The following is a 21285-nucleotide window of genomic DNA, read 5'->3' on the forward strand; positions in this document are numbered from 1 at the left end:
CAACAACTTAAGAGTGTGGATAAGTGATCTTATAAATTAAGATAAGCCATACACAAGAATAATTTAAGTGTGAATTTTGGTAAGAGAAAATAAAAAATTTAATTTTTATTTAAAAATTATATAAATTATTATAAAACAACACACTTTCAATAAAGAATGATTAATGAAAGTCATCTGTTTTTTAAAAGAATAATAATGCTAGAATTCTTTATTAATCTTTTAATATTTATTCTTATATTTTTCTTTTTTGTTTTTATATTTTCTATCATTTTATATTTTAGCACTAAAATCTTTTATAAATTAAAAAATAAAACAAAAACTATAAATTTTAAAACAATATTTAAAAAATTTACTTTATTTCTTTTGCCTGTATATCTTTTATTATTCTTAAGCAGGAGGCTGTTCTTATAAATATATGGATCCACAATATTATGAGTTTAAGAGGTTGTGTTATCTTAATGCGGGAAAAATGTTGATTGAGGATGAATCTATAAAAAATAAAACGAATATAATAGTGACCCCTAAAAGTAAGCAAATAAAAGATAGGATAGTGGAAACTAGATTTGAAAGAAAGAATGAAAACCAAGTAGTGTATTATCGTATTAATACATATTTTTATGATAGTTATGGTATATTCTTGAAAGGTGATGAGGGTGTTGGATTATATTTTAGATATATGGAAGTATTAAGTTGTAAGAATATTGACAAAAAATTTAAGAAAGATGATTGACAAGTTGAAACTTTGGAATAATAAATGAGTAAAAATATTAAAACGTAAGAAGCCAAATTAGACTTAATCACTAAATTTTTAGACTATGCTAATATAACAGATGCTAGTTATGCAATGCTACATTTAATCAATGAGAATAATAAGAATTCAACCCTTACACCCTTTATGGCTTTATGCAGATAGGATAACTAATCTAAAAAATCATAATAAAAGGCAATAAAGTATGAAATATATTACATTGCCTTTTATTGCAGGTTTAATTGTATTTGTTTCGGTAAAAGGTTGTTTTTATCCTACAAGCTATCGTGCTTTTATACCAAAAGTTTAGATTCTGAGTATAAAGAGTTTGAAAGATTATGCAAAGAGGAAGTAGGAAAGGTAGTGTATGCAAGACCTATAAAACATGGTATAAAGTTAGAAGATTTGTTTAACTTACCTTCTACGAGTGCTAGGCGTGTTGCTTTAAGCAGACATATGTATATGTTGATAGAAAATGTTACAACAAGAGAAGACGAAATTTTTTACTTACATATAGCTGGTTTTGAATATTATACAAGAAAAAGTTTTTCTATGCATGATGATTCTAAAAAATATATAAGATGCGAGCCTTTGCTTTATGGTAAAACTTGGAAAGAAAATGCTAAGATAATGGAACAAAAGGCATTTGATAATAAAGAATATATAGGCACAGAAAAATATTTACGATATTCACCTTATCATTATGAGTACAATACACTTTATCGCCAAATAGTTAATTTCAAACAAAAGAAAGAGAATTAATGATATATAATTACAAATACTCTCTTGGAATCTATGTTAATGATTGGGGCTTTATGATGGGCAGTGAGGGAAACCCTCATGTGTTCTTAGGACTTAGCAAAGGCAAAAGTCTTGATGAGCTTGATAAAATAGGGAGGTAAAAATTTTTTAAGAGAATTTAGAATAGAGATTTCATGTTAAAATAAAGTTATTACAAATTTAAAAATCAAGGAATTGAAATGGCGTTTACTCAAAAATGTGAAGAATGTGGCGAAGAGATAGATAAAACTGAAAGTTTGTCGATATTTCAGTCTTTTTTAGAAGGTGGGGTTGTTGAGTGTAAAAAATGCAAAATGCGTTATAAGTCTAAATACAAAACTGCAGTTTTGGATGGAATGATACCTATATTCGCCGTTGTTGTTATTATGATTGTGGTGGTAGATCTTTTACTTTTTTTGTTGGGGTTACATTAGGGAGTATGATAATACCGACTTTGGTACTTTTAGTGCTTTATAAGATTTTGGGGACTTATTTTATGCCATTAAAGAAAATTGATAAAAAAGACGAGCAGTTTTTTGACATTAAAGATAAATTTTAGCATTTTGATAATTTATAATCAGATTTTTTATATGTTTTAGAGCGATAGACATTTTACTATATTTATAGTCACTTATGGTTATGGTTTTTAGGTGGAAAAATATTATAAATTTAAATTTTATAAAGTAAAGATTTTTGTGAAATACTATGTAAGAATTTATATCTATCTAGTGGATTGGAAAGTATCTTTGGATTTTCTTAGAATTTATTAAAAATAAAAGTCCTGATGAATTAGACAAAATAGATGAAGAATCAAAACAAGAATATCTTAAAAACAAAAATTTAAATGAATCAAAAATATTAAGCAAATCAGTTATAATAAAACAATTTATCTGTATTAGGAGTAAATTTGCAAATTCCTATTTATTCTAAACTCAAAACAAAGCTAGAAAATAAAGGAATAGACAATATATCAAGTGGGCAAATTGCTTGGTTTGTGTGTAGTGTAGGGATTTTTATCATTCCTATGATATATCTCTATATTAGTAACAATTACAATCAATTTATTATTTTGTTTTTTATGCTATTTATTTTTATATTGAATATGCTTTATGCTAAAAATTTTTTTGCATTATTGTTGCTTGTGATATTAATATTTATATATATGAAATATCATGAGTTTATCTATAATTTTAAAATTTTATTTTTTATTTTTGTACCTATAATTTTTATCTTTTTAAGAGCTTGGAGAATTTTAATAACTTTTTTATGCGGATATATTTTTTTAGTGGCTATGGTATATATATGAGTTATTAGGAGGATTTTATAAATGAAATATTATGTTACGATTTATATTTGATTTTAAGATTCCTATCTATTAAACAGTTTTACTACAAAAATTCAATTTTAATTTAAGAAGTGGCGCAGCGGACGGGGCTCGAACCCGCGACCTCCGCCGTGACAGGGCGGCATTCTAACCAGCTGAACTACCGCTGCATCCAAAGAAAGATTAAAAATGGTGGTCGCTATAAGACTCGAACTTATGACATCCACCTTGTAAGGGTAGCGCTCTACCAACTGAGCTAAGCGACCAAGTTTTGGCGACCCCTAGAGGATTTGAACCTCTGTTTCCACACAGAGAGAGTGTTGTCCTGGGCCACTAGACGAAAGGGTCTTTACCCTATAATAATATACGAAAAAATGGTGTCCCGTGTTGGATTCGAACCAACGGCCCCCTCCTTAAAAGGGAGATGCTCTACCGGCTGAGCTAACGAGACAAAGTGGCGCAGCGGACGGGGCTCGAACCCGCGACCTCCGCCGTGACAGGGCGGCATTCTAACCAGCTGAACTACCGCTGCATCCAAAGAAAGATTAAAAATGGTGGTCGCTATAAGACTCGAACTTATGACATCCACCTTGTAAGGGTGGCGCTCTACCAACTGAGCTAAGCGACCAATGGTGTCCCGTGTTGGATTCGAACCAACGGCCCCCTCCTTAAAAGGGAGATGCTCTACCGGCTGAGCTAACGAGACAATTTTTAAAATAAAAATGTGATTATGCCAAAATACCACCGCTTTGTCAAGAGTTAAAAGTTATTTTTGACAAAAAGATTCTAAATATCTAGAAAAAATAGCAATTGGTAAAGTTAAAAGCAAATAACAAAAAGCCAAAGGAATATAAGCCTCTAAAGTCGAAAAGGTATATGAGTTAATCTCTTGCGCGCTTTGCGTAAGCTCATTTAGGGCAATAATGCTTAGTAAAGAACTATCTTTGATCAAATTTGCAAACTGCCCACTTAAAGGCGGCAAAACATTTTTAAAGGCTTGAGGAAAGATAACATATAAATAAATTTGGTATTCTTTTAAGCCCAAAGCCTTAGCATTTTCATAAGCCACATTACTTACACTTAAAATTCCAGCTCTAAAAATTTCACTAATATAGGCACAAGAAAACAAAGATAAAATCACAACCCCAGCTATATAGCGATTCTCAAGCCCCAAACTATCTGCAATGATATAATAAAAAATCAAAATTTGAACCAAAAAAGGTGTTCCACGAATAAGCTCAGTATAAAACTTTGCAAACATCCTTAAGATAATAATTTGACTAAAACTAAAACTTGCCAAAATCAAAGAAAAAATAATGCTTAAAATCAAAGAAAAAAAACTGATTAAAATAGTATTTAAAAAACCTTTAAAAAATTTTTCCCTATACTCATAAACCGCAGTAAAATCAAAATTATAAGCACTAAAATTTAAAAAACACAAAACAAAAGTTACAAAAGTCACAAATAAAATAGAAGTATTAAATACCAAGGCACTAAAACTTAAATTTTTGTGTTTTTTACTCCTTTGCAATTTGTCGATAAATAAATTCAATTTTTACCCTTTTAAAAATATTTTATTCTAAAATTTTGATTGATTTTAACGCAATATTTTTAAAATTTGATAAAAAACATTATCAAAATCAAAAATTACACTGTGCCTTCTTTTTGCACTCTTTGTAAATTTTTCTCACAAGAGGTAAAAGCAAGATTAAAGCCAAAGCATTAGGAATAACCATTAAGGTATTAAAAAAGTCTGATAATTCCCAAACCAAGTCTATTTGCAAAATTGCCCCTAAAATAATAAAAAATAATACTAAAATTTTAAAAATTGCTAATATTTTTTCATTAAATAAAAATAAAACATTAATTCTTGCAAAATAATACCAAGCTATTATCGTTGTAAAAGCAAAGAAAAATATACAAAGTGCTAAAATTATACTTCCAAAATTTCCAAAAACCACGCTAAATGCATTTTGCATCATTATATCTGAATTTAAATTCTGTGTATTGGTAAGTAAAATAATCAAAGCCGTTGCAGTGCAAATTAACATGGTAGTGATAAAAACTGAAAGCATAGCACTAAAGGCTAAATTTAGTGGATTACTGTCTTTGGAATTTACATAAGCATGAGGGATAGAACCCATACCTGCTTCATTAGCAATAAGTCCTCTAGATATTCCATAATGCAAAGCTTCTTTTACACCAATACCCAGCAAACCTCCCATCACAGCCTCAGGATTAAAAGCAGAAATAAAAATAAATTCTAAGCAAAATAAAATTTTATCTGAAAATTTAAACAAAACATAAGCCGTACAAAGCAAATACAACACTGCCATAAATGGTGCTAAAAATTCCGAAAATAAAACAATGCGCTTGACTCCACCAAAAATCACAAAAGCACCAAGTAAGGCTACAAATAAACCACTTATAATTTCATTTATACCAAAAGCATCTTTAAAAGATATGGCTATGGCATTGCTTTGAGTCATCTGTCCTATAAAGCCCAAAGCTATGATCAAGGACAAGGCAAAAGTATAAGATAAAATTTTAGCAAACCTTGTACCTAAAATTCCTTTCAAGCCTTCTAGTATATAAAAGGCTGGACCGCCTAAGTATTGGTTATTTTTAAAAATTCTAAATTTTTGCGCCAAAAGAACTTCTGCCATAATACTAGCCATACCCAAAAACGCACCTACCCACATCCAAAAGACCGCACCAGCACCACCAGCTTTAATCGCAGTAGCTACACCTACAACACTTCCTACACCAACTTGTGCACAAATACTAATAGCTAAAGATCTCAATGAAGCAAGTTTATCTGATTGGTTGTTTTTAAAAAAATAAGCAATGCTGTGTTTGAATTTAAAAATTTGTGCGAAATTAAATACAAAGCTATAAACAACACCTAGCAAAAGCAAAGCACCCACTAAAATATAAGTCACAAAAAAATCATTGATATTTAAAAGCAAATCATACATTTTTAAATTCCAAACAATAAATTAAAAACGCAATTATATATATTTATTTTATGAAGTGCAAATATTTAAACAAAATAGTTAAAATAACGAAAAATTTATCTATAAAGGAAAAACCATGAAAAAAATACTCCTAATTTTAGTTGCGGTTTTTGGATTTTTATTTACCGCTTGCTCAAATGCAGATAGCAACGAAGCCATAAGAATTGGTATTGCACCAAATTACAAACCTTTTGATTATAAGGAAAATGCTAAACTCACAGGCTTTGATGTGGATTTAGTTGAAGAGATCGCAAAAAGAGAAAATGTGAAAATCGAATGGGTTGAAATGAGCTTTGATGGTTTAATTTCTGCTTTAAAAACAGGAAAAATCGATATGATTGCCTCAGCTATGAGTCTTACACCTGAAAGAAGTGCAAATATGGATTTTACAGATACTTACTACAACACTAAAAGCTTATATCTTAAAAGAAAAGCCGATGCTAGTTTAAATACCAAAGAAGATCTTATAGGAAAAAGTATCGGGGTGCAACTTGGAACCCTTCAAGAGCCTACAGCAAAAGCCATTCAAGATGCTAAAGTAGAAGCCAATGAAGCTATTGCGGTGGCTATCATTGCTTTAAAAGCTGGAAAAATCGATGCTGTTATTGCCGATAAAGATGTTTCTAAAGGATTTTTGGCAGAAAATGATGATTTAGAAGGATTCTTTGAGGAAAATGATGGAAGTAGCGGATTTAGTTTTGCTTTTGATAAAGGTAAAAATTCTCAAATTTTAGCTAAATTCAATAAAGGCATTAAAGATCTTCAAAATGATGGGACTTATCAAAAACTTCTTGAAAAATACAATTTGCAATAATTTTAAAATTTTCCAAAGCCAATTTGGCTTTGGAAAATTAAGATAATTCTTTTATACTTTTCTTCAAAGCTTCAAAAAAATAATCAATATCCTCTTTTTGATGAGTATAGTGTAAACCAACTCTTAGCCAACCAGGTTTATAAGAAAGCTTTTCATTATCTTTAAGTTTTAGCAAATCATGTCCATAAGGTCCAGCACAAGCACAACCTGCCCTTGTTTCGATATGAAATTTTTTACTCAAATGAAAGGCTAAATCAAAAGGCGAAATTCCTTTGATATTAAAAGAAAAAATTGGAAGTCTGTTTTTTAAATTCCTTGCATAAAGCTCCAAATTTGAAATTTCTTGCATTTTTTTAAAAAAATAATCTCTAAGTTCATTGTCTAATTTTTCAATTTTACTAAGCCCAATTTCATCACGAATTTTAAAAGCCATTGCAGCACGGATAAGTTGCAAAATTCCTGGTGTTCCACCCTCTTCCAAAGCTTCTTCATTGCATAAATAATTTTGTGAATTCCTTGAAACATAAGCTACGGTTCCTCCAGCTGCAAAACTAGGTTTTTTACCACAAAATTGCTTTTTAATCACCAAAATCCCACAACCCCCTACCCCACCTAAAAACTTATGCGAACTGATAAATAAAGCATCATAAAATTCACAAGAAATATTTTTATAAGGCGCAAAAGACGAAGCATCGAAAGCCACAATAGCATTAAAACGGCGTGCCAACAATGAAATACGCTTATAATCGCTTAAAATTCCTGTTACATTTGAAGCTAAAGAAAAACTAACTATGATTTGACGCTGATAATTTTTTTGCAAGAGTTTTTCAAAAACCACAAAATCAATCTCTCCTTTATCATCCAAAGGAACTCTCACACACTCACACAAACCCTCTCTAAAAGACAATTCATTGGAATGATGCTCATAAGGTCCAACGATAACTAAGGGTAATTTTTCCTTAGTTGTATCTTTAAAATATCTTTCTTTAAGCACCGGTGGAATATAAATACCCAAAAGTTCTTGAAATTTTTTTATAGCAGCGCTTGAACCTGTTCCACAAGCAATAAGAGCAAAATTTTCATCTAAAGAAAGGCTTTTTTTAATATCCCTTCTAGCCTCATCAAAATATTTTTGAGTGATAAAAGAATTTAAAGAACTATCAGAATGAGTATTTGCATAGGTTAAAAGAATTTTCTGAATTTTTTTTTCTACACTTTTTAAAGCCAAAGCACTTGCAGTAAAATCAAAATAATAAGTATTTTTTTTTAAAATAATATCTTTTCTTAAGTCGCAAATTTCCAAAATCAAACCTTATAAAATTTGATAGAATTATACTATAAAATTATATTTTATATAAAAGGAAAAAAAATTAAATTTAGTGAATTTGCTAGAGCCTATCCTTGTTTATCAATAGAAAAGCTCATAGATTTATATAGCGTTTTTGATGGTTTTTCTCCTTTAGAAAACACAGATGATAATATTTTTACCCTCATAGAAAGAGAAATTTTAAATAATTATCAAGAAATTCAAACTTGGTTTAAATTTGACCACAAAACAAACCAAGCTTTAAATTTAATCGCTAAAAATAACAGAAAACGCTACTCAATTAACAAAAAAATCAATCATTTCAAAGCAAATTCCATTATTAATGAGCTTTTGCTTTCTCAAATTTTATATCTTGAAAAAAGCAAAGAAAAAAAAATCATCCGCAATAAAAGACAAAAATTAAAAAAACACCTAAGACATTATGTGATCCAAGACAAACTACTTTTCAAAAACCACTTCACACGCTTCTTTTTTTATTTTTTAAAACCCAATGAAAAACTCATTTTAAATAATGATTTTCAAAGTATTTTAGAGCTAATAAAAAAAGACTTTGAGCATTATCAAAGTTTTTGTTTTGAATGCTTAAGTAAAGAATGCCTAGAAAAAACATTTCAAATCACAAATGTAAGTAGCTTTTGGAATAAAGATATCGAGCTTGATTTATTTTATCAAGACGAAAAAAGATGCATTGTAGGAGAAGTTAAATTTAAAAATAAAAAAATTTGCAAAAATATCTTAAATTTACTTAAACACAAGGCTGAAAGCTTGCAACTTAAAATAGACTATTATGTTATTTTTTCAAAAAATGGATTTTCTAGGGAACTTTTAAAAAATCAAGAACAAAATTTGCTTTTATTTGATTTAAAGGACTTTAAAATTTTATTACAAGGATAATAATGGACGAAAATATACTTAAAAGTTTAGATTCCAATGAAAAAGAAATTTTACAACAAGGCTTAAAATCTTTAATTGAGCAAAGTTATGTGATAGAAAACGAATACAAACAACTCAATGAAAGTTATATGTCCTTAATGCAAACATTTAATGAAATCATCGAAGTTTTACCTAGTGCACTTTGGGTGCTTGATCAAAACCGAAATATTCTCTTACAAAATCAAGCCGCATTAAAAAATACTCAACTTTTAAAAACCATTGATTTAACAAAAGATCAAGAACTTGAATTTGGGGGAAGTTTTTATACAGTAAAAATTATTTCTCAAGATAAAAAAACCATTGTTTTAGCCACGGATATTAGCAATGAAAAACGCAAAGAACGCCTTGTAAGTATGGGTAGCGTTGCGGCACATTTAGCTCATGAAATTAGAAATCCCATAGGTTCTATTTCCTTGCTTAGCTCTACTTTGTTTGCAAGAACCGAGCTTAAAAACAAACACATTGTTTTAGAAATGCAAAAAGCCATAGCAAGAGTGGAACGCATTGTAAATTCAACCTTACTTTTTACTAAAGGTGTACATATTAATACCGCGACTTTCAATCTCTTAGAACTCAAAGAAGAATGTGAACAAGCTATTAATACTTATAATTTTTCAAGCGATATTGACTTTGAATTTACTTTCTTAGATTTACAGATTAATGCAGATAAAAATTTACTTAGCCTTGTTTTGCAAAATTTAATTTATAATGCCATTGACGCTATAGAAGAAATTGAAATTAAAGATCCAAAAATACATATTACCACCTCTTTAAAAGAAGATAATTTATATATGCAAATTTATGATAATGGTTGCGAAATTAAAGATGAAAAAATAGTTTTTGAAGCCTTTAAAACAACTAAATTAAAGGGAAATGGCTTAGGACTTTCATTATCTAAAGAAATCATCAAAGCACACAAGGGTAAACTTGGTTTTGAAAAAAATCCTAAAAATTTTTATTTTATCTTGCCTTTAGAGTCTTGATATTTGTGAATTTAAGCTAGAATTGCCAAAAATATTTAAAAAGGAAAAAGATGACTTTAATTGCGATTTTATGTATTTATGCAGCCTTAAATGCCTTTGTTTCCTACGCTCAAATTCGCTTTTTAGAAAAAGAAAGAAAACAAAAGGCACAAATTTTAAGTGAAGAAGAATATCAAAAGGCCGCTAACATTGGCATTGAAAATGAAAAATTTAAAATATTTTCAAATTTTTATAGTCTTATTATAAATATTTCTTGGTTTAGCTTTGGATTTTTATATCTTAAAGAGCTTTTTATTAACGAGAATTCAAGATTAGAAAACACTCTATTTTTACTAGCTTTTTTACTCATTACTAGTATTTTAAATTTGCCTTTAAGCATCTATGAAAGTTTTATTAAAGATAAGGCTCACGGTTTTTCTAATATGAGTGTGGCACTTTTCATTAAAGATACCTTAAAATCTCTTATCCTAATGGTAATTTTTGGTTTTTTAATCATTTATGCTTTATTGTTTTGTTATGATTTTTTTGGTGAATTTTGGTGGATTGGGGCTTTTGCATTCTCTTTTTGTGTTATTTTAATTATCAATCTCATCTACCCTACTTTAATCGCTCCTATATTTAATAAAATGGAAAAATTAAACGATGAAATTCTACTTGATAAAATCACTCATTTAATGCAAAAATGTGGCTTTAGCGCCAATGGAATTTATGTGATGGATGCAAGCAAAAGAGATAAACGCTTAAATGCTTATTTTGGCGGACTTTTTAAGAGCAAAAGAGTAGTGCTTTTTGATACGCTTTTAAAGGCTTTAAACGAAAGGGAACTTTTGGCAGTTTTAGGGCATGAGTTAGGACATTTTGCGCATAAAGACATTATCAAAGCTTTATTTAACGGTGCTTTAATGTTATTTATTTTATTTTTTGTTTTTGCACACTTGCCTGAATTTTTTTACAAAGAAAGCGATTTGGTAGGTGTTAATGCTGGAGTTTTTGCGCTTTTATTTACTTTGGGTAATGTTTTTACTCTTTTATTTTCCCCATTTTTAAATGCTTTGAGCCGAAAAAATGAATTTGCAGCTGATAGGCACGGGGCTAATGTTACAAGCAAAGAAGATATGAAAAATGCACTCATAGCTCTTGCTAAAGAAAATAAAGCTTTTATTAAAACAAGTCAAATTTATACCTTTTTTCACCTTAGTCATCCTAGTATTTATGATAGAATCAAGGCTTTAGCTTGACCATCAAACAAGCCTTAATCTTAGCAAAAGATACACTTTTAGAACATAAAAATGAAGCCTTGTTTATACTTTGCGAGCATTTGCAAAAAGATAGAGCTTGGCTTTTTTTGAATGAAAATTTAGAATTTGATGAAAAACCTTATTTTAAACTAATCAAACGCTTTCAAAATGGAGAGCCTTTTGAATATATCTTTAAAAAAGCTAATTTTTGGGGCTTAGAATTTTATATAGAAAAAGGGGTTTTAATCCCTCGTTATGATAGTGAAATTTTACTCACTCATTTAATTTCAACTTGTCAAAAACACTCTTATAAAAATATTCTTGAGATAGGATTTGGAAGTGGAATTTTAAGCATTGTTTTAGCAAAAACCCTTCATCTTAAAATACAAGCTTGCGACATTAACCCCCTAGCCTTACAAATTGCAAAAAAAAATGCAAAAATTCATAAAGTGGATCATTTGATTGATTTTACACTCTGTGATTTTAAGGACTTAAAAGGAAATTTTGATCTTATTTTTTCAAATCCTCCTTATATAAAAAACGACTACAAGCTTGATATTTGGGTGCAAAATGAGCCAAAAGAAGCCTTATTTGGCGGAGTTAAAGGTTATGAAATTTTAGAGCAAATCATTCATTTTAGCTCGCGCACTAAAGCAAAAACTCTAGCTTGTGAATTTGGCTACAATCAAAAAGAAATTTTAAGCCAACTTTTGCAGGATAAATTCTCGCATATTAGCTTTTTTCAAGACGAACAAGGTTTTGATAGAGCTTTTATTGCTTCAAAATAAATTTTTAAAATTTTTAAAAGACTTTTGTTGTATGATTATAGTTTTTAATTTTTAAATTTTATGGAAATACAATGCAAAGTTGCGAAATTAAATTTAACGACAAACAAACAACAAAACAAATCAAAAATATTTTAGAGCACACAAAAAATATTGCCATTGTAGGCTTAAGTCCTGATGAAAATAAGGCAAGTCACTTTGTTGCTAAAAATTTACAAAAAGCAGGTTTTAAAATTTATCCTATTTATCCAAGTTGCGATGAAATTTTAGGCGAAAAAGTTTATCGAAATTTAGATGAGATCAGCGATACAATCGATACAGTTGTAATGTTTAGAAAAGCTGAATTTGCACAAATTCTTTTTCCTATCATACTTAAGAAAAATATTAAAAATTTCTGGCTTCAAGTTGGAATCATCAACGATGAAATTAAAACTTTATGTATGCAAAATCATATTAATTTTATGCAAGATCGTTGCATTTGGGTTGAATTTGAGAAACTAAACAAGGACAAACAATGATAGAATTAAACAAAATTTACCAAGCCAAACAAAAAATTGCTGATTTTGCAATAAAAACTCCTTTTACTCACTCTTCATTTTTAAGTGAGCTCTGTCAAGCTAGCGTCTATCTTAAAAATGAAAATTTACAAATTACTGGAGCTTATAAAATCCGCGGAGCTTACAACAAAATCGCCAATCTTAATTTAGAGCAAAAAAAGGCAGGGGTTATAGCTGCAAGTGCTGGAAATCACGCACAAGGCGTTGCTATAAGTGCTAAAAAATTTGACATAGAAGCTATCATTGTGATGCCTGAATCCACACCTTTATTAAAAGTAAGTGCGACTAAAAATTTAGGTGCAAAAGTTATTCTTAAAGGGGATAATTTTGATGAGGCTTATATTTTTGCCACTAATTACGCAAAAGAACATGGTTTGGTGTTTATTCATCCTTTTGAAGATGAATTTGTTATGGCAGGACAAGGGACTTTAATGCTTGAAATGCTAGATGATGTCAGCGATCTTGATACCATTATTATTCCTGTTGGTGGCGGGGGACTCATCAGTGGGGTAGCAAGTGCCGCAAAACAAATTAATCCAAATATAAAAATCATCGGAGTAAGTGCTAAAGGTGCTCCTGCGATGTATGAAAGCTTTCACTCTAAAAAAGCAAAAAATTCCAAATCAGTACGCACTATAGCTGATGGTATCGCTGTTAGAGATGTAAATTCTGTCAATTTAAATATTATCTTAGAAAGCGTAGATGAATTTGTCCAAGTTGATGATAAAGAAATTGCAAATGCTGTTCTTTTTCTATTAGAAAAACATAAAATCATTGTCGAAGGCGCTGGAGCTTCTGCTGTGGCAGCTTTATTACACCATAAAATAAATCTTAAGGATTCAAAAAAAATCGGAGTAATTTTAAGTGGTGGAAACATCGATGTGCAAATGCTAAATATCATCATAGAAAAAGGTTTAAGTAAGGCGCATCGAAAAATGAAAATCAATGTTACACTCATTGATAAACCAGGAGCTTTACTTGAGCTTACAGATAGTTTAAAAAGTGCAAATGCTAATATCATTAAAATTGATTACGATCGCTTCTCTACCCAACTTGATTACGGCGATGCTATGATTTCTATCACTCTTGAGACAAAGGGTAGAGAACATCAAGAAGAAGTAAGAAAAATCTTAAATGATAAGGGTTTTAATTTTACTGAAAGTATTTAAATTTCAAAGGTTTGAAAGCCTTTGAAATTATTTATATCGGTTTTCTTTTTTAAATTCCTCATAACTTTTTACTTGTGCCTTGTAAGCCTTATAAACATTTAAAATCGCTCCCGCAATACCCCAAAAAACCCCCAACCAGAAAAGTGGAGCATAATTAAAAAATTTTTCCATCAAATACCCAAGTCCTACGCCAATCAAAACCGCTACAACCATAGAAATTCCAAGACTTAGTCCATCGGCAGCTTCTATGGTTTTTTTAATAATTTTTTGTTTTTTATTACTCATAGGTTTTTAAAACTTTCATAAGCAGCTTCTATGGTGAAGTCAATAATTTTTTCATTCATTTTATCACAAATAAAACCTGTTTCAAATTGAGACGGAGCAAGATAAACGCCTCTTTTTAACATATTTTGATGAAATTTGGAAAATAATTTCAGATCAGATTTTAAAGCATCTTGATAATTTAAAATCTCATTGTCATTAAAGAAATATCCAAACATAGAACCAACATAAATACTTTGAAAAGGAATCTGATTAATTTTAGCAGCTTCACTAAAACCTAAAGTTAATCTACGAGCTAATTTTCCAAGCCTTTCAAATAAATTTTTATCCTCTTTTGCTTTTTTAATACTCGCAATTCCAGCAGCCATTGCTAAAGGATTACCACTTAAAGTTCCTGCTTGATATACCCCACCCAAAGGACTTAAAAAATTCATAATTTCATCCCTTGATGCAAAAGCAGCCGCAGGCATACCACCACCTATTACCTTGCCAAAAGTCACGATATCTGCTTCAATATGATTAATACCATAAGAACCCAAAAAAGAAGCCCTAAAACCACTCATAACCTCATCAAAAATAAGCAAAGTTCCATTTTCCTTACATAATTCACTTAATTCTTCCAAAAATTCTTGTTTAGCAGGCACTAAGCCCATATTTCCAGCAATAGGCTCAATAATAACGCAAGAAATATCCCTGTGCTCATCAAATAAAGCTTTAACACTTTGTATATCATTATAAGTTGCTACTAAAGTTTTTTGCGCAAGTTCATTTAAAACTCCCAAAGAACTTGGAGTATTAAAAGTCGCAGCCCCACTTCCTGCACTCACTAGCAAAGAATCAGAATGCCCATGATAACAACCTTCAAATTTCATAATCTTTTCTCTACCCGTAAAACCTCTTGCAAGACGAATAGCACTCATAGTCGCTTCAGTGCCACTATTTACAAAACGAATTTTACTAAGATGAGGAAAATCTTGCAACACAAGCTTTGCAAGCTTTGTTTCAGCCAAGGTTGGCGCACCAAAACTTGAGCCTTTTTTTAAGGCTTTTTTACAAGCCTTCATTATATCCTTATCACAATGCCCAAAAAGCAAAGGTCCCCAACTTTGAACATAATCAATATAGCTTTTTCCTTCAATATCCACAAGCAAAGCATCTTTTCCATGATCAATGAAAATCGGCTCACTTTCCACATTTAAAAAGGCACGCACAGGTGAATTAACTCCACCAACTATGTATTCACAGGCTTGCTTAAAAGCATTTGTGTTTGTTTTTTTCATTTTTTCTTTTCCTTATTAAGTTGTTTGATGTAATTATATAAAGCTAAAATTTCATTTTCAGTTAAAGAATAAGTTGGCATTATGCTTTTACCTTCCTTGTCTTCACTTAAAGAATTTTTAAATTTTTCATAATCTAAATTTTGAATACTTGGAACTACAAAAGGAATTTTTTGCCTCTTTTTCTCATAATATCCCAAAATTTGCTCTCTACCATCTTCCCCATGACAATGCTTACAACTTATGCCACGAGGATTTTCATAAAGCATTTTAGCATACTCTTGAAAAGTAATAAAATCTTCGCAAAAAAGTTTTACCGCACTTAAAATACAAAAAAATATTATTTTCAAATTCTAACCTTAAATAAAAAAGAAGTTCTAGTATGATACAATTTTTATTTTAAAACAATATAAATATCTAAGGAAAATTATGGTTTTATTGGATGGCAAAAAACTTAGCATCAAAGTAAAAAACGAACTGAGTAAAAAGGCTGAAAATTTAAAATCACAAGGGATTGAGCCTTGTTTGGCTGTAATTTTAGTTGGTGATGATGAGGCAAGCAAAACCTATGTTAATAGTAAAGCAAAAGCCTGCGAAGCTTGCGGTATCAAGTCTTTAGTCTATAAACTTGAAGCTAACACTTCACAAAATGAGCTCTTAGCACTTATTAATACTCTTAACTACGACAATAGCGTGGATGGAATTTTAGTCCAATTACCCCTACCAAGTCACATCAATAAAAATCTTATTTTAGAAAACATTAGCGCCCTTAAAGATGTTGATGGTTTTCATCCTAATAATGTCGGTTATTTAAATTTAGGATTTGAAAACGGATTTTTGCCTTGCACACCTTTTGGAATTATGCGTTTATTAAATGAATATAATATCAACCTTGAAGGCTTAGATACTGTAGTGATTGGAGCGTCAAATATCGTAGGAAAACCTATGTCTGCTTTATTATTAAATGCAGGTGCGAGTGTAAGCATTTGCCATATTAAAACAAAAGATTTGAAAATGTATACCAAAAATGCTGATTTAATAGTCGTTGCAGCTGGATGTCCTGATCTACTAAAAGCAGATATGGTTAAAGATGGAGTAATTGTTGTTGATGTAGGTATTAATAGAGTGGATGGCAAAATAGTTGGTGATGTAGATTTTGAAAATGTAAGCAAAAAAGCAAGTTTTATCACTCCCGTGCCTGGTGGTGTTGGTCCTATGACTATAGCTATACTACTTGAAAATACAATCAAATCAGCACAAAACCGTCTTAAGGTTAAAAAATAATGCAAGAAATTTTAGATTTTATTATCACTGCTTTATTTGTTGCTTTTATGGTTTTTTTGATTTTGGGCTTTAATTATCAAATGAGAATTAAAGCAAAAGAAAAAGAAGAAAAATATAAACAATTTAACAAAAAGGAGAAAAAATGAGTAAAAAAATTCTAATTCCTCTAGCACAAGGCTTTGAAGAAGCTGAATTTATAGGTATAGCCGATGTTTTAAAAAGAGCAAGCGAGATGGATAAAAATTTAGAAGTTATCATTGCGGCTTTAAATCAAGAGCTTTTAGTCAAAGGGGCTAATGGTATTGTAATAAAAGCAGATTGCTCCTTAGAAGCTATAGAAGCAAAGGAACTTGATGCTATAGCACTTGCAGGTGGATTTGAAGGAATGAATAATTTAAAAAATAATTCTCAAATTCTAAACATTATCAAAAAATTACACGCTGATGAAAAAATCGTTGCCGCAATTTGTGCCTCACCTATAGTTTTAAATGCCGCAGGAGTTCTGGAAGGAAATTTCACTTGCTACCCAGGTTGTGAAGTGGGACTTAAAGGAACAAGATTAAACAAAGCCGTTGTTGTAAATAAAAATATCATCACAGCAGCCGGTCCAGCAACTGCCATTCTTTTTGGTTTAGAACTTGCCAAAATACTTTGCGGAGAAGAAATTTATAAGGCTCTTTATGAGGGTATGTTAGTTCCGCTAACTAAGTGATAATTAAAGCAAGGGTTTATTTCCTTGCTTTAATTAATTTTGTGATTTCACCAACTTCAGGAAATCTTTCGCTTTCACAAGCTATCAAGCCTCTTTTTGAAAAAAGCACCTCAGTATCCACCTCAACAATGAAATCACCTCTACCACCGATTTCAAATTCCACTTCAATGTCTTTGAAATCATTTTGTAATTCTTCTGCAACCCTTGCAGCTTGTGGTTGATAATTTCAAAGATTGCAATAAGCAATTTTTACTTTCATCACTAAATCCTTTAAAAAAATTAAGTTTCCATTTTAAAACAAAAGTAAGAAATTTTAGCTTAATTTTAGTTATAAATTCTTTCAAATTCAGCGACAAAATTTTATAATTTCTTCCAAAAAAATACAAGGATAAAAATGAGCCAATTTACCCATCTTCATTTACACACAGAATATTCTTTGCTCGATGGAGCTAATAAACTTAAAGAATTAGCCAAAACCTTAAAAGAACAAGGCGCAACCAGTGTAGCAATGACTGATCATGGAAATATGTTTGGAGCGATTGACTTTTATCAAACCATGAAAGCACAAGGTATAAAGCCCATCATTGGCATAGAAGCTTATTTGCACAATGGCGAAGAATTAAACGATAAAAGCTCAAGACAACGCTTTCATCTTTGTCTTTATGCTAAAAATGAAATTGGATATCAAAATTTAATGTATCTAAGCTCCCAAAGCTACATTCATGGACTTTATTATTATCCGCGTATCAATAAAAAGCTTTTAAAAAAACACAGCGAAGGCTTAATCTGTTCTTCAGCTTGCTTGCAAGGTGAAGTAAATTGGCATCTTAATACAAAAAGTGAAAAAAATCAAAAATTTGGTGCTAAAGGCTATGAAGCTGCAAAAGAAGTTGCGTTGTGGTATAAAGAAGTTTTTGGGGATGATTTTTATCTTGAAATAATGCGTCATGGCATAGGAGATCAACTTTTTATTGATAATCAAATCATTAAATTATCTAAAGAATTAGGCATTAAAATCATTGCCACAAATGATACACATTACACTTTTAAGGAAAGAGCAAGCGCACATGAAGTTTTTATGTGTATAGCAATGGGCGTAAAATTAGACGATCCAAACCGCCTAAGACACAGTGTTCATGAATTTTATGTTAAATCCCCAGCACAAATGAGCGAACTCTTTGCAGATATTCCAGAAGCGATTGAGAACACTCAAGAAATTGCCAATAAATGCAATTTAGAATTAAAATTAGGCAATCCCACTCCACCAAATTTTAAATTTACACGCCAATATGCTAAAGAATACGACATTAACTTGCCTCAAGAAGAAGTCGAATTTAGTTTTGATAATGACGATGTGGTTTTTGAGTTTTTATGCAAGAAAGGCTTAGAAGAAAGATTAAAATTCATTGATGCAAGCAAACACGAAGAATATAAAAAAAGACTTGAAGTTGAAATCAATATTATAAAAAATATGAAATTTTCAGGCTATATGCTTATAGTTCATGATTTTATAAAAGTTGCCAAGGATAAGGATATCCCAGTGGGTCCTGGAAGGGGCTCTGCGGCAGGAAGTTTAGTTTCTTATTGTCTAAAAATTACAGATTTAGATCCTCTTCCTTATAACCTACTTTTTGAGCGTTTTTTAAATCCAGAAAGGGTGTCAATGCCCGATATTGATGTGGATTTTTGCCAAGATAGGCGTGCTGAAGTGATTGATTATGTGATCGATAAATACGGAGCTGATAAAGTAGCGCAAGTTATTACTTTTGGTAAGCTTTTAGCCAAAGGTGTGATTCGCGATGTTGCAAGGGTTTGCGATATGAGTATTCCTGATGCAGATGAACTTGCTAAACTTATCCCTGAAGAATTAAAAATTACCCTAGACGATGCCTTTGAAAAAGAACCGAAAATTAAAGAATTTATCGATCGTCATCCCAAGGGTCATCAAGTTTGGGAGTATGCAAAAGCACTTGAAGGGCTTAATAGAAACGCTGGTATGCACGCTGCTGGAGTTGTGATTTCTAATGAAAGCTTATGGAAAAAAACTCCGCTTTTTAGACAAAGCAAAAACGATGAAAGACATTTGGTTACTCAATATTCTAAAGATCATTTAGAAGATGTAGATTTAATTAAATTTGACTTTTTGGGCTTAAAAACCCTTACAGTTATTGACAATGCCATTAAGCTCATAAAAAAACGATACAACAAAGATATTGTCTGGGAGGCTATTGATGTAAATGACCCTAAAGTTTATAAAACCATACAAAGTGGTAATACTTTAGGGATATTTCAAATAGAATCGGGCGGTATGCAAAGTCTAAATTCTAGATTAAAACCAGAGCGTTTCGAAGATATCATCGCGGTTTTGGCACTTTATCGTCCGGGCCCTATGGAATCAGGAATGCTTGATGATTTTATCGACAGAAAACACGGACTTAAGAAGATAGAATACCCATTTGATGTTTTAGAAAGTGTATTAGAACCTACTTATGGGGTTATTGTCTATCAAGAACAAGTTATGCAAATCGTTCAAATTATAGGTGGATTTTCATTAGGTGGAGCGGATGTGGTGCGTCGTGCCATGGGTAAAAAAGATCCAGAAAAAATGAAAAAACTAAAAAGTGAATTTGCTGATGGAGCAGAAAAACAAGGCTATAATAGATCAAAAGCGGAAGATCTTTGGGAATTAATCGTTAAATTTGCAGGATATGGTTTTAATAAATCTCATTCCGCAGCTTATGCACTTATCACTTTTCAAACAGCATATTTAAAGACTTACTATCCTAGTGAATTTATGGCTGCTTTGCTTACTAGCGAAGAAAACAAAGTTGAAAAAGTTGCAGTTTATATCGAAGAGATGAAAAGAATGGATATTAAACTACTTCCGCCAAATATTAACAAAGCTCAAAGGGAATTTAGTGCTATTGAGTTAGAAAATGGTAAAGATGGTATTATCTATGGCTTAGGTGCAATTAAAAGTGTTGGAATTCCTGCAGTTACAAATATTATGGAAATAAGACCAAAAGAAGGATTTAAAGATCTTGATGATTTTCTTAACAAAATTAATCCGGCAAAAATCAACAAAAAAACCTTAGAAAATTTAATCAAAGTAGGTGCTTTTGATGAATTTGGCTATACAAGAAAATGTTTATTTGACAATCTTGAAATATTAGCCGAAACAAGTAGAAAAATTGCTGAAGTAAGAAGAGATGCACAAGATTCACTTTTTGGAGAAGAAGAAATCTCAAAAGACATTAAAATCAGCATCAATATCAATAATAGCGAATTTGAGCTCATGGAAAAATTAGGCTATGAAAAAGAAATTTTAGGCATTTATCTCTCAGGCCATCCTTTGGATAAATTCAATAAAGATATTGAAGGAATTGATTATTATAAAAGTATAGATTTTGAAAATTTAAATGGAAATGGTGAAATTTTAAGTATAGGTCGCATTGAAGATTTTAAATCTTTAATGAGTAAAAGTGGCAAAAGATACGCAAAAATGCAGTTGCTTGATTTTTATTCAAATTTTGATGTCATTGTTTTTGAAAGCTTTGTTAATGATTTAGAAGAAATTTTTAAAGACGAAGAGAAAAAACAAAAAGCTTACGCATTTTTACTAGGCTATGATCACAAAGAAGGTTCTTTAAATTTTAGATTGAGTAATTTTTTTGAATTAGAAGAAGTAAAAGATAAAGATTTTAAAGCACAAAAAAGCTTCAAAAAATACAATGAGAAAAAACGCGATAATGATTTTGTAAAAGAGCCTAAAGAATTTGAAAAAAATATTATCGAGCTTGATTTAAGTCGTTTAAATAGAGAATTAATCTATGAAATCCACGAATTAGCAAGGAATGCGCATAATCCAAATGAAGCAGGCAACAAAAAACTTGTATTAAAAGTCATAAGTGCTGGATCTTGTCTGCTTTATCACACAGATTTTGTGATTTCAGATTCTATTAGCGAAAAAATTCTAAGCAAAACAGCCATATAAAAGCAAAGATAAATCTTTGCTTAAGATTTTTTTTAAATTTCAAGTATTATAATTGCGTCGT

At 30.5% G+C, this 21285-nt stretch carries 22 protein-coding genes and 7 tRNA genes; 15 read left to right on the forward strand and 14 right to left on the reverse strand.

The window, feature by feature from the left end; genetic code table 11:
• Positions 1–469: 469 nt before the first annotated feature.
• The 4 genes from ELQ16_RS10210 to ELQ16_RS08335 all read left to right on the forward strand — a co-directional run bounded on the left by ELQ16_RS10210 (position 470) and on the right by ELQ16_RS08335 (position 1962).
• Positions 470–730, forward strand: coding sequence for a hypothetical protein (locus ELQ16_RS10210; RefSeq protein ID WP_208335089.1), 261 nt, complete (start codon positions 470–472; stop codon positions 728–730).
• A gap of 381 nt (positions 731–1111) precedes the next feature.
• A complete protein-coding gene (locus ELQ16_RS08330; RefSeq protein ID WP_134239092.1) occupies positions 1112–1510 on the forward strand; it encodes a hypothetical protein in 399 nt (132 codons plus the stop codon).
• Positions 1510–1650, forward strand: coding sequence for a hypothetical protein (locus ELQ16_RS10045; protein WP_166739676.1), 141 nt, complete (start codon positions 1510–1512; stop codon positions 1648–1650). Before ELQ16_RS08330 ends, ELQ16_RS10045 begins: the two co-directional genes overlap by 1 nt.
• Before the next feature lie 78 nt (positions 1651–1728).
• On the forward strand, positions 1729–1962 hold the full coding sequence (locus ELQ16_RS08335) for a hypothetical protein (RefSeq protein WP_134239093.1): 234 nt from the start codon (positions 1729–1731) through the stop codon (positions 1960–1962).
• Between the two features lie 983 nt (positions 1963–2945).
• Here the strand turns inward: ELQ16_RS08335 and ELQ16_RS08345 are convergent.
• From ELQ16_RS08345 to ELQ16_RS08385, 9 genes are all read right to left on the reverse strand, one after another.
• Positions 2946–3022, reverse strand: a tRNA-Asp gene (locus ELQ16_RS08345).
• Positions 3023–3042: 20 nt separating this feature from the next.
• A tRNA-Val gene (locus ELQ16_RS08350) sits at positions 3043–3118 on the reverse strand.
• 6 nt (positions 3119–3124) lie between these two features.
• Positions 3125–3200, reverse strand: a tRNA-Arg gene (locus ELQ16_RS08355).
• A gap of 27 nt (positions 3201–3227) precedes the next feature.
• A tRNA-Lys gene (locus ELQ16_RS08360) sits at positions 3228–3303 on the reverse strand.
• Between the two features lie 4 nt (positions 3304–3307).
• Positions 3308–3384 (reverse strand) — tRNA-Asp (locus ELQ16_RS08365).
• Between the two features lie 20 nt (positions 3385–3404).
• Positions 3405–3480, reverse strand: a tRNA-Val gene (locus ELQ16_RS08370).
• Between the two features lie 2 nt (positions 3481–3482).
• Positions 3483–3558, reverse strand: a tRNA-Lys gene (locus ELQ16_RS08375).
• 60 nt (positions 3559–3618) lie between these two features.
• Positions 3619–4404: an amino acid ABC transporter permease gene (locus tag ELQ16_RS08380; protein WP_134239094.1), complete on the reverse strand. Its 786-nt coding sequence runs from the start codon at positions 4402–4404 to the stop codon at positions 3619–3621.
• Positions 4405–4492: 88 nt separating this feature from the next.
• Entirely contained in the window at positions 4493–5830 is a 1338-nt protein-coding gene (locus ELQ16_RS08385) for a sodium:alanine symporter family protein (RefSeq protein WP_134239095.1), read from the reverse strand.
• A gap of 115 nt (positions 5831–5945) precedes the next feature.
• Between ELQ16_RS08385 and ELQ16_RS08390 the strand changes: the two genes are divergently transcribed.
• Positions 5946–6683, forward strand: a complete 738-nt coding sequence (locus tag ELQ16_RS08390; RefSeq protein WP_134239096.1) for a transporter substrate-binding domain-containing protein — start codon at positions 5946–5948, stop codon at positions 6681–6683.
• A 37-nt stretch (positions 6684–6720) separates the two neighbouring features.
• On the opposite strand, the gene ELQ16_RS08395 is transcribed toward ELQ16_RS08390, so the two are convergent.
• Positions 6721–7992: an aminotransferase class V-fold PLP-dependent enzyme gene (locus ELQ16_RS08395; RefSeq protein WP_134239097.1), complete on the reverse strand. Its 1272-nt coding sequence runs from the start codon at positions 7990–7992 to the stop codon at positions 6721–6723.
• 114 nt (positions 7993–8106) lie between these two features.
• Here ELQ16_RS08395 and ELQ16_RS08400 point away from each other — a divergent pair, with 114 nt between their 5' ends.
• The 6 genes from ELQ16_RS08400 to ilvA all read left to right on the forward strand — a co-directional run bounded on the left by ELQ16_RS08400 (position 8107) and on the right by ilvA (position 13675).
• Complete coding sequence (locus ELQ16_RS08400; protein ID WP_243832620.1) at positions 8107–8904, forward strand: DUF234 domain-containing protein; 798 nt, start codon at positions 8107–8109, stop codon at positions 8902–8904.
• A 2-nt stretch (positions 8905–8906) separates the two neighbouring features.
• A complete protein-coding gene (locus ELQ16_RS08405) occupies positions 8907–9926 on the forward strand; it encodes a PAS domain-containing sensor histidine kinase (protein ID WP_134239098.1) in 1020 nt (339 codons plus the stop codon).
• 50 nt (positions 9927–9976) lie between these two features.
• On the forward strand, positions 9977–11164 hold the full coding sequence (locus tag ELQ16_RS08410; protein ID WP_134239099.1) for a M48 family metallopeptidase: 1188 nt from the start codon (positions 9977–9979) through the stop codon (positions 11162–11164).
• A complete protein-coding gene (locus ELQ16_RS08415; protein WP_134239100.1) occupies positions 11161–11952 on the forward strand; it encodes a HemK/PrmC family methyltransferase in 792 nt (263 codons plus the stop codon). The genes ELQ16_RS08410 and ELQ16_RS08415 overlap by 4 nt, the downstream gene beginning before the upstream one ends.
• Before the next feature lie 71 nt (positions 11953–12023).
• Positions 12024–12467, forward strand: coding sequence for a CoA-binding protein (locus ELQ16_RS08420; protein ID WP_134239101.1), 444 nt, complete (start codon positions 12024–12026; stop codon positions 12465–12467).
• Positions 12464–13675, forward strand: a complete 1212-nt coding sequence (gene ilvA, locus ELQ16_RS08425) for a threonine ammonia-lyase (protein WP_134239102.1) — start codon at positions 12464–12466, stop codon at positions 13673–13675. The genes ELQ16_RS08420 and ilvA overlap by 4 nt, the downstream gene beginning before the upstream one ends.
• Positions 13676–13702: 27 nt before the next feature.
• Here ilvA and ELQ16_RS08430 read toward each other — a convergent pair whose 3' ends face one another.
• The 3 genes from ELQ16_RS08430 to ELQ16_RS08440 are packed head-to-tail and all read right to left on the reverse strand — an operon-like array spanning position 13703 to position 15584.
• Positions 13703–13960 (reverse strand): AtpZ/AtpI family protein, encoded by a 258-nt coding sequence (locus tag ELQ16_RS08430; RefSeq protein ID WP_134239103.1) that lies wholly within the window; start codon positions 13958–13960, stop codon positions 13703–13705.
• Positions 13957–15237 (reverse strand): glutamate-1-semialdehyde 2,1-aminomutase, encoded by a 1281-nt coding sequence (hemL, locus tag ELQ16_RS08435; RefSeq protein WP_134239104.1) that lies wholly within the window; start codon positions 15235–15237, stop codon positions 13957–13959. Before hemL ends, ELQ16_RS08430 begins: the two co-directional genes overlap by 4 nt.
• On the reverse strand, positions 15234–15584 hold the full coding sequence (locus ELQ16_RS08440) for a c-type cytochrome (RefSeq protein ID WP_134239105.1): 351 nt from the start codon (positions 15582–15584) through the stop codon (positions 15234–15236). Before ELQ16_RS08440 ends, hemL begins: the two co-directional genes overlap by 4 nt.
• 79 nt (positions 15585–15663) lie before the next feature.
• Between ELQ16_RS08440 and folD the strand changes: the two genes are divergently transcribed.
• From folD to ELQ16_RS08450, 3 genes are read left to right on the forward strand one after another with little or no spacing between them, the layout of a single operon-like run.
• Positions 15664–16518: a bifunctional methylenetetrahydrofolate dehydrogenase/methenyltetrahydrofolate cyclohydrolase FolD gene (gene folD / locus ELQ16_RS08445; RefSeq protein WP_134239106.1), complete on the forward strand. Its 855-nt coding sequence runs from the start codon at positions 15664–15666 to the stop codon at positions 16516–16518.
• Positions 16518–16664 (forward strand): hypothetical protein, encoded by a 147-nt coding sequence (locus ELQ16_RS10050; protein ID WP_166739677.1) that lies wholly within the window; start codon positions 16518–16520, stop codon positions 16662–16664. Before folD ends, ELQ16_RS10050 begins: the two co-directional genes overlap by 1 nt.
• Positions 16661–17230 (forward strand): DJ-1 family glyoxalase III, encoded by a 570-nt coding sequence (locus ELQ16_RS08450; RefSeq protein WP_134239107.1) that lies wholly within the window; start codon positions 16661–16663, stop codon positions 17228–17230. Before ELQ16_RS10050 ends, ELQ16_RS08450 begins: the two co-directional genes overlap by 4 nt.
• Positions 17231–17246: 16 nt before the next feature.
• Here the strand turns inward: ELQ16_RS08450 and ELQ16_RS10430 are convergent, their stop codons facing one another.
• Positions 17247–17489, reverse strand: coding sequence for a SelT/SelW/SelH family (seleno)protein (locus tag ELQ16_RS10430; RefSeq protein WP_279586265.1), 243 nt, complete (start codon positions 17487–17489; stop codon positions 17247–17249).
• Between the two features lie 135 nt (positions 17490–17624).
• On the opposite strand from ELQ16_RS10430, the gene dnaE reads away from it, so the two are divergent.
• Positions 17625–21224, forward strand: a complete 3600-nt coding sequence (gene dnaE, locus ELQ16_RS08460; protein WP_134239109.1) for a DNA polymerase III subunit alpha — start codon at positions 17625–17627, stop codon at positions 21222–21224.
• Positions 21225–21285: the final 61 nt, after the last annotated feature.

Origin of the sequence: Campylobacter sp. US33a (assembly GCF_004378855.1) — a bacterium.
Taxonomy (GTDB): domain Bacteria; phylum Campylobacterota; class Campylobacteria; order Campylobacterales; family Campylobacteraceae; genus Campylobacter_D.

What these genes read in the sequence shown, in the direction of transcription:
- ELQ16_RS10210 (WP_208335089.1), top strand. Translation starts at nt 470, where the DNA reads ATGTTGATTGAGGATGAATCTATAAAAAATAAAACGAATATAATAGTG.
- ELQ16_RS10045 (WP_166739676.1), top strand. Translation starts at nt 1,510, where the DNA reads ATGATATATAATTACAAATACTCTCTTGGAATCTATGTTAATGATTGG.
- ELQ16_RS08335 (WP_134239093.1), top strand. Translation starts at nt 1,729, where the DNA reads ATGGCGTTTACTCAAAAATGTGAAGAATGTGGCGAAGAGATAGATAAA.
- ELQ16_RS08385 (WP_134239095.1), bottom strand. Translation starts at nt 5,830, where the DNA reads ATGTATGATTTGCTTTTAAATATCAATGATTTTTTTGTGACTTATATT.
- ELQ16_RS08390 (WP_134239096.1), top strand. Translation starts at nt 5,946, where the DNA reads ATGAAAAAAATACTCCTAATTTTAGTTGCGGTTTTTGGATTTTTATTT.
- ELQ16_RS08405 (WP_134239098.1), top strand. Translation starts at nt 8,907, where the DNA reads ATGGACGAAAATATACTTAAAAGTTTAGATTCCAATGAAAAAGAAATT.
- ELQ16_RS08410 (WP_134239099.1), top strand. Translation starts at nt 9,977, where the DNA reads ATGACTTTAATTGCGATTTTATGTATTTATGCAGCCTTAAATGCCTTT.
- ELQ16_RS08420 (WP_134239101.1), top strand. Translation starts at nt 12,024, where the DNA reads ATGCAAAGTTGCGAAATTAAATTTAACGACAAACAAACAACAAAACAA.
- ilvA (WP_134239102.1), top strand. Translation starts at nt 12,464, where the DNA reads ATGATAGAATTAAACAAAATTTACCAAGCCAAACAAAAAATTGCTGAT.
- ELQ16_RS08430 (WP_134239103.1), bottom strand. Translation starts at nt 13,960, where the DNA reads ATGAGTAATAAAAAACAAAAAATTATTAAAAAAACCATAGAAGCTGCC.
- hemL (WP_134239104.1), bottom strand. Translation starts at nt 15,237, where the DNA reads ATGAAAAAAACAAACACAAATGCTTTTAAGCAAGCCTGTGAATACATA.
- folD (WP_134239106.1), top strand. Translation starts at nt 15,664, where the DNA reads ATGGTTTTATTGGATGGCAAAAAACTTAGCATCAAAGTAAAAAACGAA.
- ELQ16_RS10050 (WP_166739677.1), top strand. Translation starts at nt 16,518, where the DNA reads ATGCAAGAAATTTTAGATTTTATTATCACTGCTTTATTTGTTGCTTTT.
- ELQ16_RS08450 (WP_134239107.1), top strand. Translation starts at nt 16,661, where the DNA reads ATGAGTAAAAAAATTCTAATTCCTCTAGCACAAGGCTTTGAAGAAGCT.
- dnaE (WP_134239109.1), top strand. Translation starts at nt 17,625, where the DNA reads ATGAGCCAATTTACCCATCTTCATTTACACACAGAATATTCTTTGCTC.